Origin of the sequence: Streptomyces sp. NPDC090741, assembly GCF_044769045.1 — a bacterium.
Classification (GTDB): Bacteria; Actinomycetota; Actinomycetes; order Streptomycetales; family Streptomycetaceae; genus Streptomyces.
The window spans coordinates 198894-212616 of the sequence record NZ_JBIVXF010000004.1; the positions used below are offsets into that span (position 1 = coordinate 198894).

Here is a 13723-nt window from a genome sequence, read left to right on the forward strand (position 1 = left end):
GCCGTCATCGGACCCGCAGTTCGTTGAGCCGCGCCCGCCAGTCCCTGGCGGCCGGCAGCGCCTCGCGCAGCGCGTCCACCGCCCGCTCGCGCCCCGTCACCTGCGATTCGTGCAGGCGGAGCAGGGGCGCGAGCGCCGTCCTGGCCAGCAGGAACCGCTGGTTGACGACGGTCTCGGGCCGCCAGTGGTTCTTGTACGGCTCGTTGCCGCGCAGGAAGCTCACCACCGGGCGGCCCTCCGCCAGGGCGCGGCCCGCCTCGTAGCGCAGCAGCAGCGTGGCCACGTCCACCTTCCGGGTCCGCAGGTCCGGGTCGGCCCCGTACAGGTAGCCGCCGCTCAACGCCGCCGACAGCAGGGTGACGTTGGCGGCCACCACCGTCCCGTCCAGCCGGAACTCCGTCAGCCGGCCCTCGCCGGCCCGCACCATCCGCCGGGTGGCCCGGGTCAGGTGCTCGGCGAAGCGGGGCCTCAGGTGCTCCGGGGTCACCCCGCGCCCGCGCCACTGCTTCTCGTGGAGCCGCAGCAGCGTCCGTACGGCGCGCGGCACCTCCTGCTCGGTGACCTCGCGCTCCTCGATCCCGGCCGCGTCGGTCTTGCGCAGCTTGGCCCGGACCCGCTGGGCCCCGGAGGCCGGCATCCTCTTCACGAGCTCGTCGAAGGGCAGCGCGGGCAGCTCCATGCAGGTGGAGTCGGTGAGCTTGCTCCGGATCCCCGGCCACTGCCCGTACAGCGCCTCGGCGGCGGCCCCGGGCCGTACCTCGCGCAGGTCGACGACCGCGCCTCGGGCGGCCCGGTGCAGGCCGTGGGCCAGCGCCGGGACGACCTGGTCGGCGTACTCGGCCGCCACCAGGACGTCGAAGTAGTCGGTGATGCCGCCGCCGAGCGGCACCAGGAGCGGCAGCGGCCGGTGGACGAGCATCAGCGCGCACGCGCCGACGAGTTCCTCGCCGCGCCGTACGAGCACGATCCGCAGCCGCCCGTCCCGGCCGTACGAGAGCCACCAGGAGTGCAGCCAGGCATGGCTCTGGAAGGGGGTGGCGGTGGGACAGGCCCGGAAGAGCCGGTTCCACGGCTCTTCCAGCGCGGCGAACTGCCGGGGGTCGCGGCACAGCGTCACCGACAGGGCCCCGGTGGAGCCCGTAGTCATCGCACGGACTCCTTCTCCTTGGTCTCGGTGTGGTCGCCCTGGGCGGGCAGGGAGGCGTACTCCTCGACGACGGGCCCGGCAACGAGCTGCTCCTCGGGCCGCCGGGTGCGGCCGGCGGGCCGGGCGAGCAGCCACAGCCCGCCGAGCAGTCCGCCGGCGCACAGCCCGACGGCCCCGCTGATGGCGGCGGACGGCGAGGCGGGCTCGCTCGGCGCGACGGCCTGGCTGAACAGCAGCAGCTGGACGCCGGTGTTCTTGGCGGCCTGATTGCTGCTCAGCGAGAGCGCGTCGGCGACGGCGTTGGCGATGTCGGCGGCCTCGTTCGCACTCTTCGACGTCCCCGTGATGGCGATCATCGGCGATTCGGGGGAGGTCTCGGCGCGCACCTGCGTACGGAGCCGGCCGGCGCTGATGCCCGCGCGCGGCTGGGCGTACGCGAGGGTGGAACTGCTGGTGGCGATGCGGGCGTACGCCTGGGCGAAGCCGAGGGCGGTGGCCGGCTCGGTGGTCTCGTTCGGGACGGCGACGACGTAGCTGGTCGCGGCGTACTCGGGGGCCTTCAGCACCCCGTACGCCCCGCCCGCGGCCAGCCCCAGCACGGCGGCGGCGGGCAACGGCCACCACGCGGGCGGCGGCAGCAGGCGCACCTTGAGACGGCGGCGATCGGCCTTCTTCTGGTCGGCCTTCTTCTCGGCCTTCTTCTCGGCCTTCTTCTCGGCCTTCTTCTGATCGGCGGTGTCAGCCATGTACGTGCCTTCCTGGAGGGATGGGAGTGGTTTCGGGCCCCGGCTCGGGGGACCCCGTCGGTGGTGCGTCGATCAAGCCGCCCCCGGGCGCAGGGGCGGGCCGGGGCCCCGACAGGGCCAGGGCGTAGACCGCGAGGAGGCGCTCCGCGCTGCGGGCGATGTCGTAGCGGCGGGCCACCGGCGGCTGGGGCAGGCGCCGCGCCCCCGCCTCCATGTGCCCGCGCAGGGCGGCGACCAGCTCCTCCGTCCCGGTCCCGATCCGCCGCGCCCCCGGCGCCTCCGCGGCCGGGAGGTCGTCGATCGCCGGGCAGGTGACGTGCAGCACCGGCAGCCCCGCGGCCAGCGCCTCCACCACCGCCAGCCCGAACGCCTCCTCCCGCGAGGGCGACACGAACACGTCCATGGCGGCCAGCAGCGCCGGGATCCCGGGCGTCCGCCCGTCCGCGCTGTCGCCCAGCGGGTCCCGCTCCCCCAGCAGGTGGATCCGGCTCTGCGCGCCCAGCTCCGCGGCCAGCCGCCGCAGCGCCGCCCGCTCCGGCCCCTCCCCGGCCAGCAGCAGGTGCGCCCCCGGCAGCGCCGCCACCGCCCGCACCAGCGAGTCGAACCGCTTGCCCGGCACCAGCCGCCCGACCCCGCCGACCACGAAGGCCCGCTCCGGCAGCCCGGTCCGGGCCCGGGTGGTCCGGCGCACCCCCTCGTCGAAGCGGAAGCGGACGGCCTCGATCCCGTTCGGTACGACGTGCACGCGCGCGGCCGGCACCCCCCACCCCTCCAGCCGAGCCGCCACGGTGTCCGACACGGCCACGGTCGCCGCGCCCAGCCGCTCACTGGCCAGGTACAGCGCCCGTACCCCGCCCGTCAGCGGCCGGCCCTCGATCTCGCCCTCGCCGAGCGAGTGCTCGGTGGCCACGGTCGTCCCGACCCCCGCGAGCCGGGCCGCGAGCCGCCCGTACACGCAGGCCCGGTACAGGTGCGTGTGTACGAGGTCGTACTGCTCGCGCCGGATGAACCGCACCAGCCTCGGCAGCGCCCCCAGGTCGCGGTTGCCCCGCATCCCCAGGTGCACCACCCGGACCCCGTCGGCCCGCAAACCCTCGGCCACCGGCCCGGGGTTGGTCAGCGTCAGCACGTCGCAGCGCATCGGCATGTGCCGCAGCAGCAGCCGCAGCTGCTGCTCGGCGCCGCCGACCCCGAGCCCGGTGATGACGTGCAGCGCCCGCAGCGACTTCACGGGCGCACCGCCCGGCGCAGCTCCCGCACCCGGTGCCGCAGCTGCTTGATCCGCAGCCGCCCGGGCCCGTCCGCCTGGCTGACGTGGGTGCGCGGCAGGGCGTGCGGCCCGGCCAGCCGGCCGGGGTCGATGGCGCACGCGTACCCGTAACCGGCGGCTCGCGTCGCCTCGACGACCCGCGCGTCGAGGTGCCCGTACGGGTAGCAGAACCCCTGCGGCAGGGTCCCGGTCAGCTCCCGGATCAGCTCCCGGCTGCCCCGCAGCTCCTGCTGGAGGATGTCGTCGGCGGCCGCGGTGAGGTCCTGGTGGAGCAGCCCGTGCGAGCCGATCTCCTGCCCGGCGGCGGCGACCTCGCGGATGCCCTCGGCGGTCAGCAGGGACTTGCGCGGGCCCAGCGGGTCCCACACGTTGTCCACCCCGAGCCGTCCGGGCAGCACGAACAGCGTGGAGGTGCAGTCGTGGCTGCGCAGCAGCGGCAGCGCCCGGGTCAGGTAGTCGGTGTAGCCGTCGTCGAAGGTCAGTCCGACGAGCCCGGCGCCGCGCCCGGCCGCGCAGGCCCGGAGCAGTTCGCCGACGGACACCCCGCGCAGGCCCCGCGAGCGCAGCCACAGCAGCTGCGCCTCCAGTGTGCCCGGGGTGACGGTGATGCCGTACGGGTCCTCGGCGGGGTCGGTGAACTCGGCGACCGAGTGGTACATCAGGACCCACGGCGAGGCGGTCCGGCGGGCGGGGACCTTCGCGGCGGCCGGCGCCGTGCGGGTGTCAGCGGGCATTGCGGAACCTCTGGGTCATCTGGGTGATCTGGGCGGGGAGGGCGGTGATTTCCAACGCCCGTATGGCCATGCCGCAGGCGCCGAACATGGCGGGGACGAGCAGGCAGCCGAGCGCGGCGCTGAGCAGCGGGTCGGGGATCATCGGCCCGGCGATCCAGCCGGTGCCGCAGGCGCCGACGGCGGCGACGGAGAGCCGGCCGATGCTGAGCGCGACCCGGCGGACCTGGATGGCGACGATCCGCGAGCCGAGCCCGGTGAGCAGCAGGGCGGCGGCGGTGGAGATGCCGGCGGCGTTGGCGGCGGCGATGCCGTACGTGCCCCACCAGCGGACGGCGAAGGCTCCGGCCACGATGTTGACGAGGAGTCCGGCGCCCATCGCGAGCGCCGGGAACCAGGTGGGCCGGGCGGTCGAGAAGAAGGGCCGGGACAGCGCCCCGACGAGGCAGTGGCCGAGGAGTCCGAGGGCGTAGACCCGCATGACGGAGGCGGTGGCCAGGGTGTCGCGGTGGGTGAACGCGCCGCGTTCGAAGAGGACCTGGATGATCTGGGGCGCGTACCCGATGACGAGGGCGCTGCCCACGAGGACGGCGAGGGAGGCCAGCGCGAGGTCCTGTTCGACGCGCCGCCGGGCCTTCTCGCGCTCTCCGCCGGCCATGGCCTGGGCGACGACGGGGAAGGTGACGGTGCAGATCATCAGCGACAGCACCATCGGCATCTGCGCGACCTTCTGCGCGTAGTTCAGGTGCGAGATGGCCCCGGGCGGCAGCGAGGCGGCCAGGAACCGCTCGACCAGCACCTGCGACTGCCGGAACACCGCGAAGAAGATCACCGGGGCGATCAGGCCGAACGCGATGAGGGTGGGCCGGTCCCGGTCGCGCTGGCTGCGCGGCGCGCCCTTGGCGCGGGGCGGCCCGAAGCCCACGTTCCGGATGAACGCGGGCAGTTGGACGAGCACCATCAGCAGCCCGCCCGCGGCGACCCCGGCCGCGGCGGCCCGCACCCCCCATACCGCGTGCAGGGCGATCATCGTCCCGATGATCCCGACGTTGTACGACACGTAGATCGCGGCCGGCGGCACGAACGAGCGGTGTGCCCGGAGCGCGGCGCTGAAGTACCCCGCGACCCCGAAGGACAGCACGGTCAGCGCGGTCATCCGGGTGCACTCCACGGCCAACGCCGGGTCGGGCAGTCCGGGCGCGAGCACGGCGACGACGAGCGGCGCGGCGACGACGAGCAGGGAGGCGACGGCGGCCAGGAGCACCGTCAGCCGCGGCAGGGTCGCGCCCACGAGGAGCCGTACGGGGTCCTGCGCGCGGGCCTCCTGGCGGGTGAGCCCGGCGCGGGCGGCCGCCCGCCGGGCCAGGGCCTGGCTGAACGCGGGCACCATCAGCAGCGCCATGGCGTCCTCGATGAGCAGCGTCGAGGCCATCTCGGGCACGGTCCAGGCGATCAGGAAGGCGTCGCTGTCGTGCCCGGCCCCGAAGAGGTGCGCGATGGTCTGGTCCCGGAACAGCCCGAACACCGCCCCGGCGGCGGTCAGTCCGGCGGTGACGGCGGCGGCCTTGGCCAGGAACCGCCCCAGCGGAGCCGGCCCGGACCCGCCCGGCGAGCCGCCGCCGGCGAGGGCCCCGGGGAGGCCTGCCGCGCGCGAACGGGCCGGGCCCGGCGCACGGCCCGCAGCCGCGGCGACTTCGGTCGCCGCGGCCGCGGGCCGCCGCCAGGGCGTCGTGTCCGTCACCGGCCGGCCGCACCCGGTACGACGCGCAGGCCGGCCGCGAGGCCGGTGCGCCCGCCCGCAGCCGATCCGGAGCCGGCGGCGTCCGGACCCGCATCCCCCCGGGACGGAAGCGCCCACCAGGCCGCCAGGCCGATGATCACCCCGGTCAGGACGGTGGACGGCCCGCCGATGTCCGCGTACAGGAAGTCGGTCAGCTGCCAGACGAACAGCCCGATCGCGATCAGCCCGCAGTCCCGCAGCGAGGAACCGCCGGTGACGCACCGCCGCAGACCCGCGACGAGCAGCGCCGCCCAGCCGCCCGCCAGCGCGGTCAGCCCGATCAGCCCCTGCTCGCTCAGCACCAGCAGGTACATGTTGTGCGGGGAGAGCAGCGGCTGGCGGATGTACGCCTGCCCCGCGCCGGCGGTGTCGCTGCCGGAGGAGAGCCCCAGCGAGGAGTGCCCGTCCCGGTTGGCCGGGAAGCCCTTGAGGCCCACCCCGACCGCCGGCCGTTCGCGCCACATCGACTCGGCGGCGGCCCACATCGTGTAGCGGTCGGTCACCGACTGGTCGGGGGCGCTGGAGACCTGCGTGATCGAGGTCAGCCGCTCCGCGACCATCTCGGAGCCGACCCCGAGCCCGCCCATCAGGACCACCCCGGCCGCGGCCAGCGCGAGCAGCACCTTCAGCGCCCGCCGGATCCCGGCGAGCAGCATCACCAGCACCGCCGCGCCGACCGTGGCGATCCACGCGCCCCGGCTGAACGACAGCACCAGCGGCACCACCAGCGCCAGGGCCGCGCCGCCCGCCATCCGCCGTACCCGGCCCGGCAGTCCCGGAGCCAGCGCCACCGCGGTCGCCACGACCAGCCCGTACGCCACCACCGTGGCCATGCCCATCACATCGCCCGGCCCGAAGGTGCCGACGGCCCGGATGTCCTCGCCCTGGTACGAGGCCCCCGTGTGGGTCGCGAACTGCACGACCCCCACCGCGCCCTGCACCAGCGCCAGCACCACGAAGCACCCGGCGGCGAGCCGGAACTCCCCGGCGTCGCGCACCAGCAGCACGATCGCCGCCGGGACCAGCACGAACACCTGGAGGTAGCGCACGAACCCGGGCATCGCCGCGTACGGGTCCCCGGCGGTCGCGGTCGCCACCGCCAGCCCCACGGCGGGCACTCCGAGCACCAGCACGCCCAGCGGGCTCAGCTCCCGCACCCGGCCGCGCAGCGCCTGCACCGCGCAGACCAGGACCAGCAGCAGCGAGGCGGCGTCGGCCGGGCCGACCTTGCCGGAGGTGCTCGCGTCGCCCGCCGCGATCGGGGCGAGGAGCAGCAGGACGGTCGCGGCGAGCGGCAGCAGCGGCCAGTGCCGCCGCAGCAGCCCCGCCCTGTCGGGCCGGGCGCCGAACGGCGATACGGCGAGGCTCATCAGCTGCCTCCCAGCCGGAAGCGGAAGAAGGAGGCCGCGGTGCGGGCGAGGATCCACAGGTCCTGCCACAGCGACCAGGTGTCGATGTAGTGGTTGTCGAAGCGGGCCCGGTCCTCGATGGAGGTGTCCCCGCGCAGGCCGTTGATCTGGGCGAGCCCGGTGATGCCGACGGGCATCCGGTGCCGGGCCTCGTAGCCGGGGTGCACGCTGCTGAACTTCGCCACGAAGAAGGGCCGTTCCGGCCGCGGTCCGACCAGGCTCATGTCACCCCGTACGACGTTCCACAGCTGCGGCAGCTCGTCCAGCGAGGACTTGCGCAGGAAGGAGCCGACCGGGCTCATCCCGTTGTCGCCCGCGACCGTCCACCGGGTGGCGGACTCGTGCTCGTCGGCGCGCAGGGTGCGGAACTTCAGCAGCGTGAAGGGGCGCCCGTACAGCCCGACGCGCTCCTGCCGGAAGATCACCCCGGGCCCGTCGGAGATCCGTACGGCCAGCGCGCACACGCCCATGACGGGCGCGGCGGCGAGCAGCGCGAGCGCGGCCAGCAGCCCGTCGACGGCCCGCTTCACCCAGCGCTCCACCGGCCGCGACGGGCGTGGCAGCAGCGGCTGTACGGCGTACCCCCACAGCTGGTCGGCGGGCTGGGCCACCCTCATGCCGGTCACCTTGGCGGTGCCGGCCGGGTCGGCGAGCCAGAGCCGGCAGCCGTGGTCGTGGAAGAGGCGGACCAGGGCGGCGGTGCGCTCGTCGGCCTCCGGCGGGCGGGTGAACACCGCGTGCCGGACCGAGTTCTGGATGACCGCGCGCCGGATGTCCTCGTGCGTGGCGAGCACCGGTACGGCGCCGCCGCCCTCCTCGGGGGCGGCGGTGGCGGCGAGCCCGACGGGCCGCAGCCCGTACTCGGGGCGACCGTGCAGGGCGGCGGCGACCGCGCTCGCCCCGGCGCCGGGGCCGACGACGAGGGCCGAGGCGGGCCGGCGGCGGGCCGCGCGGCGGCGCAGCTGGTTGGCGAACCCGCGCCCGGCGCAGGTCAGTACGGTCTGCAGACAGACGGCGGCCAGCAGGGCCGGCCAGCTCAGGGCCCGGCCCGGCGCCGCGGCGGCCATGACGGCGGCGAAGGCGCACCACAGGGCGGCTGCCCGCCCGGCCAGCGCGGGCAGCTCCAGCAGCGCGTAGGGCGCGAGCCGCGGCCGGTACAGCCCGGCCTGCGCGTGCAGCGCGGCGGCCAGCACGGCCATCGGGGCGGCCGCCCCTGCCGGCACCGCCGTCCCGGGCGCGGACAGGGCCGTCGTGGTGAGTACGGCGGCCAGCGCATCGGCGGTCAGCAGCGGGAGGATCCCGTCGCGGCGCCGGACCCGCTGTGGCCGCAGCAGGGGTCTGGCCTGGTCGGCCCGGGGCCGGCGTGGGGGGTGGATGGCGGTCACGGACCGTCGGACGGCTGCGGTGCCGGCGGTGCCGCCGGCGGGCCCCGTGCCGCCCTGCCCGGTGGGCCGGGCGGGTGCGCTGTCCATCGTCATCGGCTGATGCGCTCCTGGTTCAAGGGCCGGGGTCTGCCCAGCAGTTCGTGGTACAGACCGGTGACCGCGTCCGTGGTCCGCCGCACGTCGAAGTCGGTCCGGGCGTGCTGCCCGGCCTGCTCTCCGAGTTCGGCGAGCAGCCGCGGATCGGCGAGCAGCCGTCCCAGGGCCTTCGCCAGGGCCGTCGGGTCCTCCGGCGGCACCAGGCAGAGCCGGCCCTGGCCGGGCGGCAGGCTCTCCCGGGCACCGCTGACGTCGGAGACCAGGACCGGTCGGCCGCAGGCCATGGCTTCGAGCGGGGCGAGCGCCATGCCCTCCCACCGCGACGGCAGTACAACGAGATCGGCGGCCCGAAGCCACGGTCGGATGTCGGGGGCGGTCCCCGCGAAGAGCACTCCGGGCGGCGCGCTGCGGCGCAGCCGCTCGGTGTCGGGGCCGTCGCCGACGAGCACGAGACGGGCTTCGGGGACGTTGCCGAGCACCTCCCGCCAGGCCCGGAGCAGGATGTCCTGGCCCTTCTGCTGGCAGAGCCGGCCCACGCAGACGGCGAGCGGCCCGTCGCCCAGGAAGGCGGCGGGCAACGGCAGTTCGGTACGCGCCCGGGCCCGGTCGGCGTCACGGTCGGGGCCGCCGGGGCGGAAGTGGTCCAGGTCCACGCCGTTGCGGATCACCGACCAGTGGGCGGTGATCCCTTCGGCCTCCCCGGCCCGGCGTTCGGCCTCGCTGACACAGAGCACCCGGTCGGCCCAGCGGGCCCCGAACCGCTCCCAGCGCAGGGCGAGCGCGGCGGTGGCCCCGCCGACGGCGTCGAAGGACCAGGCGTGCGGCTGGAAGACGGTGGGCACGGCCCCGCGCACGGCGAGCCGCCCGGCGAGGCCCGCCTTGGCGCTGTGGGCGTGCAGGACGTCGGGCCCGAACAGGCCGATGACCCGCCGGGCGCCGAGGACTTCGGCGGGCAGGTCGGGACCGGGGGCCCGGCCGGCGCGCCAGGTGAGCACCTCGGCCCCGGCCGCGCGGGCGGCGTCGGCGAGCTGTCCGCCGCGCGGGCAGCCGACGGCGGTCCGCAGGCCGGCGGCCGTCTGGGCGCGGACGAGGTCGACGACGACACGGGCGACACCGCCGTCGACGGGTTGGACGAGGTGCAGGACGGACAGGGGGCGGGGAATCGGAGCCTGCGCGGGTGAGGGCTGCGCAGGGGAAGGCTGTGTCGGCACGCGGAGTGGTCTCCTACGTTCAGCGGCGCGCATCTGTCTGAACGAAGAGCACGCCGAGGAATTGACCCTGGCTTTCGCCCGTGAACCTGAAGCTCAGGCTGCGGGCGCCACCGGACAGGGCGGGACTCAGGTCGAACACGTCCGCGTCATATCCGAGATTATTCATATGTTCGGGCTGTCGCACGAACGAGGGATCCCCGAATTCCGTGATCGTGGAATTCATAACATCATTAAAAGGATTTTCTGCATCGCTGACGTTGACCCGGCGGCCACTGTCGGATGTCACGGTGAGTGAGTCACCGAGAGTCCCGCGGTCCCCGTCGTACGCGACCACGCCGGCCTTCCCGGCCGACCCCGCGGCCGCGTCCAGCCCGGCGATCTCGACCGTCTCGCCGGCCCCCGCGCCGGCGCCCGCGGCGATCGACTCGAAGCCGTCCCACACCGAGATCCGGCGCACCGGCTCCTGTGGGTGCTCGTACGCCACGACCAGCGTCCAGCCGCCCCAGGCGCCCACCTCGGAGTGGCCCATCGCGATGTTCAGCTGGGCCACCGTCCACATCCCGGCGCCGCCCTTGCGGACCAGCGGGGTCACGTCGGCCGAGGCCTGGTAGGCATCGCTGCCCGCGTCCGTCCGGTGGCCGATCACCGTGTCGGCGAGGACCTCCTTGTAGGCCCCGCCCGGCTCGGCGAGCAGCACCCGGCCGTTGTCCTCCGGCGGCTTCTGCTCGCCCACCCGCAGGTTCCCGCCCCAGTACAGGCGGGCGTACGAGACCTTCGCGCCCTGCGGGACCTTGAGCTCGGCCCGGGTGGAGTTGTAGGTGTCCGGGTCCTTGTCGACCTCGCTGTAGAACATGTCGAAATCGCTGTTGACCCCCGCCGCGCCCCGCTTGACCTCGGCGCACGGCTCGGCGTCCGGCGCCTCCTCCCGGAGGCAGGCGATGGAGGAGTTGGAGGCGCGGACCAGTCCGCCGCGCTGGACGGCCTGGTAACGCTGGGTGAAGGGGATCTTGGCCATTTCCCGCGCGGCCGGAGTGGCGGGGCCCGGTGGGGCGGCCGCGGCCCGGGACGCTGCGGGGACGTTCACCGAAAGTACGAGGCAGGACAGCAGACCGAGCGTGCCGAGGATTCTGCGGGACGAACCCATGACCCTGTCTCCATTTTCGATCAGGGGGACAAAACAGTAGTGAACTTTGTCAGAAATCAGGCTGGAAATCACGCCGGACTCGCCCGTACGGCCTTTTGGGCGATAACACGCACCCTCGCAGGCGGCGGGTCGTTATGCGGTGCACCATCGTTCGAACCGAAAGGAAAAACGGAGATGAAGAAGAGGCTGATGCGCGCCACCACCCTGGCGGTCGCCGGTGCCGCGGCGCTGATGGGCGGCGCGGGCCTCGCCTCCGCGGACTCGGCGGCGGAGGGCATCGCGGCGGGGTCCCCCGGAGTGGCGAGCGGCAACCTGGTCCAGGTCCCGGTCAACGTCCCCGTGAACGTCTGCAGCCTCACGGTCACCGTGATCGGCGCACTGAACCCGGCGTTCGGCAACACCTGCGTCAACTCCTGACCGTCGGTCCGACTGTCAGCCCAAACGTCAATCGGGTCGCTCGAAACCAAGGCATCCGGGTGAAGTCACGCAACCCGAACGCGGACCCGGCCGTTGAGCCGGGCGCTCCACCACCGGGCAATCCAGCAAAAAAGGGATGACAATGATCAAGAAGATGATGGCCACTGCGGCTGCCGCAGCCTCGGTCGTGGGCATCGGTGCGGCCATGGCCCCGCAGGCGATGGCGATCGGCAACGACAACGGCATCAACACCGTCAACGGCAACGGCGCCTCGCAGATCTACGGCAACCAGGCCACCTACGGCACCATGAGCCCCCAGATGGCGCTCATCCAGGGCTCGTTCAACAAGCCCTGCATCGCGCTGCCGGCCAAGGTCAACGCCCAGTCGATCCTCGCGCTCGTCAACGTCGGCGTCCAGGACATCCCGATCCTGTCCAACCCGATGAACCAGCAGTGCACCGAGAACTCCACCCAGGCCAAGGGCGACGAGCCGCTCTCCCACATCCTGGACAACATCCCGGTCCTGTCGGGCAACGCCTCCGCCGGCAGCTGACCGCAGCCCGCGCAAGCGAGGCCGCCGCACCCTCCGGGTCGCGGCGGCCTCGCCGCTTGTCCACACCGCTTGTCCACACCGCTCGGCCGCACGGCTCGACTGCGCAACGAATAGCGCATAAATCCGCCGCGAATTCCGGGCGGCGTACGCACGGGTGAATTGCGGAGCCGCCTGCGAAAATCTTCGGTTTCTTTTCCCGGACCCACTCGTTGTTATTTCTGCAGTGGACACGCCCCTGCGGGAAGGATCGAAAACAAATGACGTACAAGAAGGCAGTGGTGCTGGCCGCCGGCATTCTCATGGCCGCCGGTGCCGCCTCGCCCGCCATGGCCGACGCGGTCGCCGACGGCAAGGCCATCGGCTCCCCCGGCGTGCTCTCCGGCAACCTCGCCCAGGTTCCCGTGCACGTCCCGGTCAACGTCTGCGGCAACACCGTCAACGTGATCGGCCTGCTGAACCCCGCGTTCGGCAACACCTGCGTCAACGCCTGACGAAGCGCCTGCCCGCCAGGGCAAACCTCCTCGGGGTGGCCTCGGAGTGCACGGCGGTGCACTCCGGGGCCGCCTTCGATTCAGCACCGGCGGGAGAGCCGGTAGACAGGGAAGGACCCATGCGACAGGTACTGAGCCGACAGGTACTGGGCAAGGGGGTGCTCACGGCGGCGGCCGCCTCGAGCCTGCTGTCGATCGCGACCGGCGCGGCCTACGCGCACCCGGGGGCGATGGCCGAGGCCTCGCATTCGCCGGGCGTGCTGTCCGGCAACAGCGTCTCGGTACCGATCACCCTCTCGCCGAACGTGTGCGGCAACAGCGTGGACGGCGGTGCGGCGCTCAACCCCGCGATGGGGAACACCTGCGCCACCACGACCGGCTCCGACACCCACCACGCCGGTCAGGACTACGAGCGCTACCTCAGCCCCGAACACGCCGAGGCCTTCGAGCGCTACCTCGAAGAGCACCAGGGCGGCCGGCACGCGCTGCCGGAGCAGCGCCGCGAGGAGCCCCGTCACGAGGAGGCCCGCCGCCATGCGCCCCGGCACGCGGCCCCACGGCACGAGGAGTCGCGAGACGAGGGCGGCTACGGCGGATCGGGCGAGTCGCGTGAGTCGCGTGAGTCGAGTGAGTCGGGCGGGTACGGAGGCCCGGACGAGGAGAAGTGCGACGACCATCCGCACGCCCTCCCGGCCCCGGCACCGGTGGCCCACCACGCTCCCCCGGCGCCCGAGCGGCCGCAGCCGCGGCCCCACCCCGGGCCGAAGCGCATCCCCCACCCGGCCCCGAAGCCCCCGGTCCACGAGGTACCCGCGCCGCCGCGGCCGGCGCCGGCGCCCCTGCCGGCCCCGGTCCACGAGGCGCCCGTACCGCTCCCCGCACCGGCTCCGGGGCCCGCCCCGGTCGTGGAGGCGCCCCGGCCGCTCCCGGCCCCCGCGCCGGTCGCCGAGGAGGCCCCCGTACCGGCGCCGCCGCACGGCAGCCAGTTCGTGGAGCACCCGGCGCCCGCGCCCGCACCGGCACCGGCACCCGAGGTCGCCCGTCCCGCCGATCAGCCGCCGGCCGCCCCCGCCGGTGACACGCCGATCCACCTGGCGCCGGCGCCCGCACCGGCACCCGTCCCGGTGACGCCGGCCGCTCCGGCCCCCGTACCCGTACCCGTAACCGCTCCGGCGCCCGCCCCCGCGCAGGTGTCGGCGCCGGCGCTCGCCGACACCGGCGCGGGTCAGCCGGGTGCGGCGGCGGCCCTCGCCTCGGCGCTGATCCTGGGCGGCGCCATTCTGTACCGGAGGTCCCGGATCGCCTGACCGGCAATACCGGTAATCGGAAGAAATATCGGCCGG

13 protein-coding genes are annotated in these 13723 nt (G+C 74.5%); 4 read left to right on the forward strand and 9 right to left on the reverse strand.

The window, feature by feature from the left end; all coding sequences use genetic code 11:
• Positions 1 to 4: 4 nt before the first annotated feature.
• The 9 genes from ACIQU4_RS13010 to ACIQU4_RS13050 are packed head-to-tail and all read right to left on the reverse strand — an operon-like array spanning position 5 to position 10919.
• On the reverse strand, positions 5 to 1147 hold the full coding sequence (locus tag ACIQU4_RS13010; RefSeq protein WP_403728803.1) for a GNAT family N-acetyltransferase: 1143 nt from the start codon (positions 1145 to 1147) through the stop codon (positions 5 to 7).
• Positions 1144 to 1893 (reverse strand): lipopolysaccharide biosynthesis protein, encoded by a 750-nt coding sequence (locus ACIQU4_RS13015; RefSeq protein ID WP_403728804.1) that lies wholly within the window; start codon positions 1891 to 1893, stop codon positions 1144 to 1146. The genes ACIQU4_RS13010 and ACIQU4_RS13015 overlap by 4 nt, the downstream gene beginning before the upstream one ends.
• Entirely contained in the window at positions 1886 to 3115 is a 1230-nt protein-coding gene (locus ACIQU4_RS13020; RefSeq protein WP_403729597.1) for a glycosyltransferase, read from the reverse strand. The genes ACIQU4_RS13015 and ACIQU4_RS13020 overlap by 8 nt, the downstream gene beginning before the upstream one ends.
• A gap of 5 nt (positions 3116 to 3120) precedes the next feature.
• Positions 3121 to 3897 carry a polysaccharide deacetylase family protein gene (locus ACIQU4_RS13025; RefSeq protein ID WP_403728806.1) on the reverse strand — a complete coding sequence of 259 codons (777 nt, stop codon included), beginning with the start codon at positions 3895 to 3897 and terminating at the stop codon, positions 3121 to 3123.
• The gene (murJ, locus tag ACIQU4_RS13030) at positions 3887 to 5635 is read right to left on the reverse strand and encodes a murein biosynthesis integral membrane protein MurJ (RefSeq protein ID WP_403728807.1); all 1749 of its coding nucleotides are present in this window, start codon (positions 5633 to 5635) and stop codon (positions 3887 to 3889) included. The genes ACIQU4_RS13025 and murJ overlap by 11 nt, the downstream gene beginning before the upstream one ends.
• Positions 5632 to 7044, reverse strand: a complete 1413-nt coding sequence (locus tag ACIQU4_RS13035) for an O-antigen ligase family protein (protein WP_403728808.1) — start codon at positions 7042 to 7044, stop codon at positions 5632 to 5634. The genes murJ and ACIQU4_RS13035 overlap by 4 nt, the downstream gene beginning before the upstream one ends.
• Positions 7044 to 8561, reverse strand: coding sequence for an exopolysaccharide biosynthesis polyprenyl glycosylphosphotransferase (locus ACIQU4_RS13040; protein WP_403728810.1), 1518 nt, complete (start codon positions 8559 to 8561; stop codon positions 7044 to 7046). The genes ACIQU4_RS13035 and ACIQU4_RS13040 overlap by 1 nt, the downstream gene beginning before the upstream one ends.
• Entirely contained in the window at positions 8558 to 9775 is a 1218-nt protein-coding gene (locus ACIQU4_RS13045; RefSeq protein WP_403728812.1) for a glycosyltransferase family 4 protein, read from the reverse strand. Before ACIQU4_RS13045 ends, ACIQU4_RS13040 begins: the two co-directional genes overlap by 4 nt.
• 19 nt (positions 9776 to 9794) lie before the next feature.
• Positions 9795 to 10919 (reverse strand): DUF3344 domain-containing protein, encoded by a 1125-nt coding sequence (locus tag ACIQU4_RS13050; protein ID WP_403728814.1) that lies wholly within the window; start codon positions 10917 to 10919, stop codon positions 9795 to 9797.
• Positions 10920 to 11108: 189 nt separating this feature from the next.
• On the opposite strand from ACIQU4_RS13050, the gene ACIQU4_RS13055 reads away from it, so the two are divergent.
• From ACIQU4_RS13055 to ACIQU4_RS13070, 4 genes are all read left to right on the forward strand, one after another.
• Positions 11109 to 11336 carry a chaplin gene (locus ACIQU4_RS13055; protein WP_403729600.1) on the forward strand — a complete coding sequence of 76 codons (228 nt, stop codon included), beginning with the start codon at positions 11109 to 11111 and terminating at the stop codon, positions 11334 to 11336.
• Between the two features lie 142 nt (positions 11337 to 11478).
• The gene (locus ACIQU4_RS13060; RefSeq protein WP_384713776.1) at positions 11479 to 11889 is read left to right on the forward strand and encodes a rodlin; all 411 of its coding nucleotides are present in this window, start codon (positions 11479 to 11481) and stop codon (positions 11887 to 11889) included.
• 257 nt (positions 11890 to 12146) lie between these two features.
• Entirely contained in the window at positions 12147 to 12380 is a 234-nt protein-coding gene (locus ACIQU4_RS13065; protein WP_403728816.1) for a chaplin, read from the forward strand.
• A gap of 119 nt (positions 12381 to 12499) precedes the next feature.
• On the forward strand, positions 12500 to 13687 hold the full coding sequence (locus ACIQU4_RS13070; protein WP_403728818.1) for a chaplin: 1188 nt from the start codon (positions 12500 to 12502) through the stop codon (positions 13685 to 13687).
• Positions 13688 to 13723 lie beyond the last annotated feature (36 nt).

Bases quoted from the DNA above. Each gene is read 5' to 3' on its own strand.
- ACIQU4_RS13055 (WP_403729600.1), top strand. From the start codon at position 11,109: ATGCGCGCCACCACCCTGGCGGTCGCCGGTGCCGCGGCGCTGATGGGC.
- ACIQU4_RS13040 (WP_403728810.1), bottom strand. From the start codon at position 8,561: ATGACGATGGACAGCGCACCCGCCCGGCCCACCGGGCAGGGCGGCACG.
- ACIQU4_RS13060 (WP_384713776.1), top strand. From the start codon at position 11,479: ATGATCAAGAAGATGATGGCCACTGCGGCTGCCGCAGCCTCGGTCGTG.
- ACIQU4_RS13050 (WP_403728814.1), bottom strand. From the start codon at position 10,919: ATGGGTTCGTCCCGCAGAATCCTCGGCACGCTCGGTCTGCTGTCCTGC.
- ACIQU4_RS13015 (WP_403728804.1), bottom strand. From the start codon at position 1,893: ATGGCTGACACCGCCGATCAGAAGAAGGCCGAGAAGAAGGCCGAGAAG.
- ACIQU4_RS13010 (WP_403728803.1), bottom strand. From the start codon at position 1,147: ATGACTACGGGCTCCACCGGGGCCCTGTCGGTGACGCTGTGCCGCGAC.
- ACIQU4_RS13025 (WP_403728806.1), bottom strand. From the start codon at position 3,897: ATGCCCGCTGACACCCGCACGGCGCCGGCCGCCGCGAAGGTCCCCGCC.
- ACIQU4_RS13070 (WP_403728818.1), top strand. From the start codon at position 12,500: ATGCGACAGGTACTGAGCCGACAGGTACTGGGCAAGGGGGTGCTCACG.
- ACIQU4_RS13065 (WP_403728816.1), top strand. From the start codon at position 12,147: ATGACGTACAAGAAGGCAGTGGTGCTGGCCGCCGGCATTCTCATGGCC.
- ACIQU4_RS13035 (WP_403728808.1), bottom strand. From the start codon at position 7,044: ATGAGCCTCGCCGTATCGCCGTTCGGCGCCCGGCCCGACAGGGCGGGG.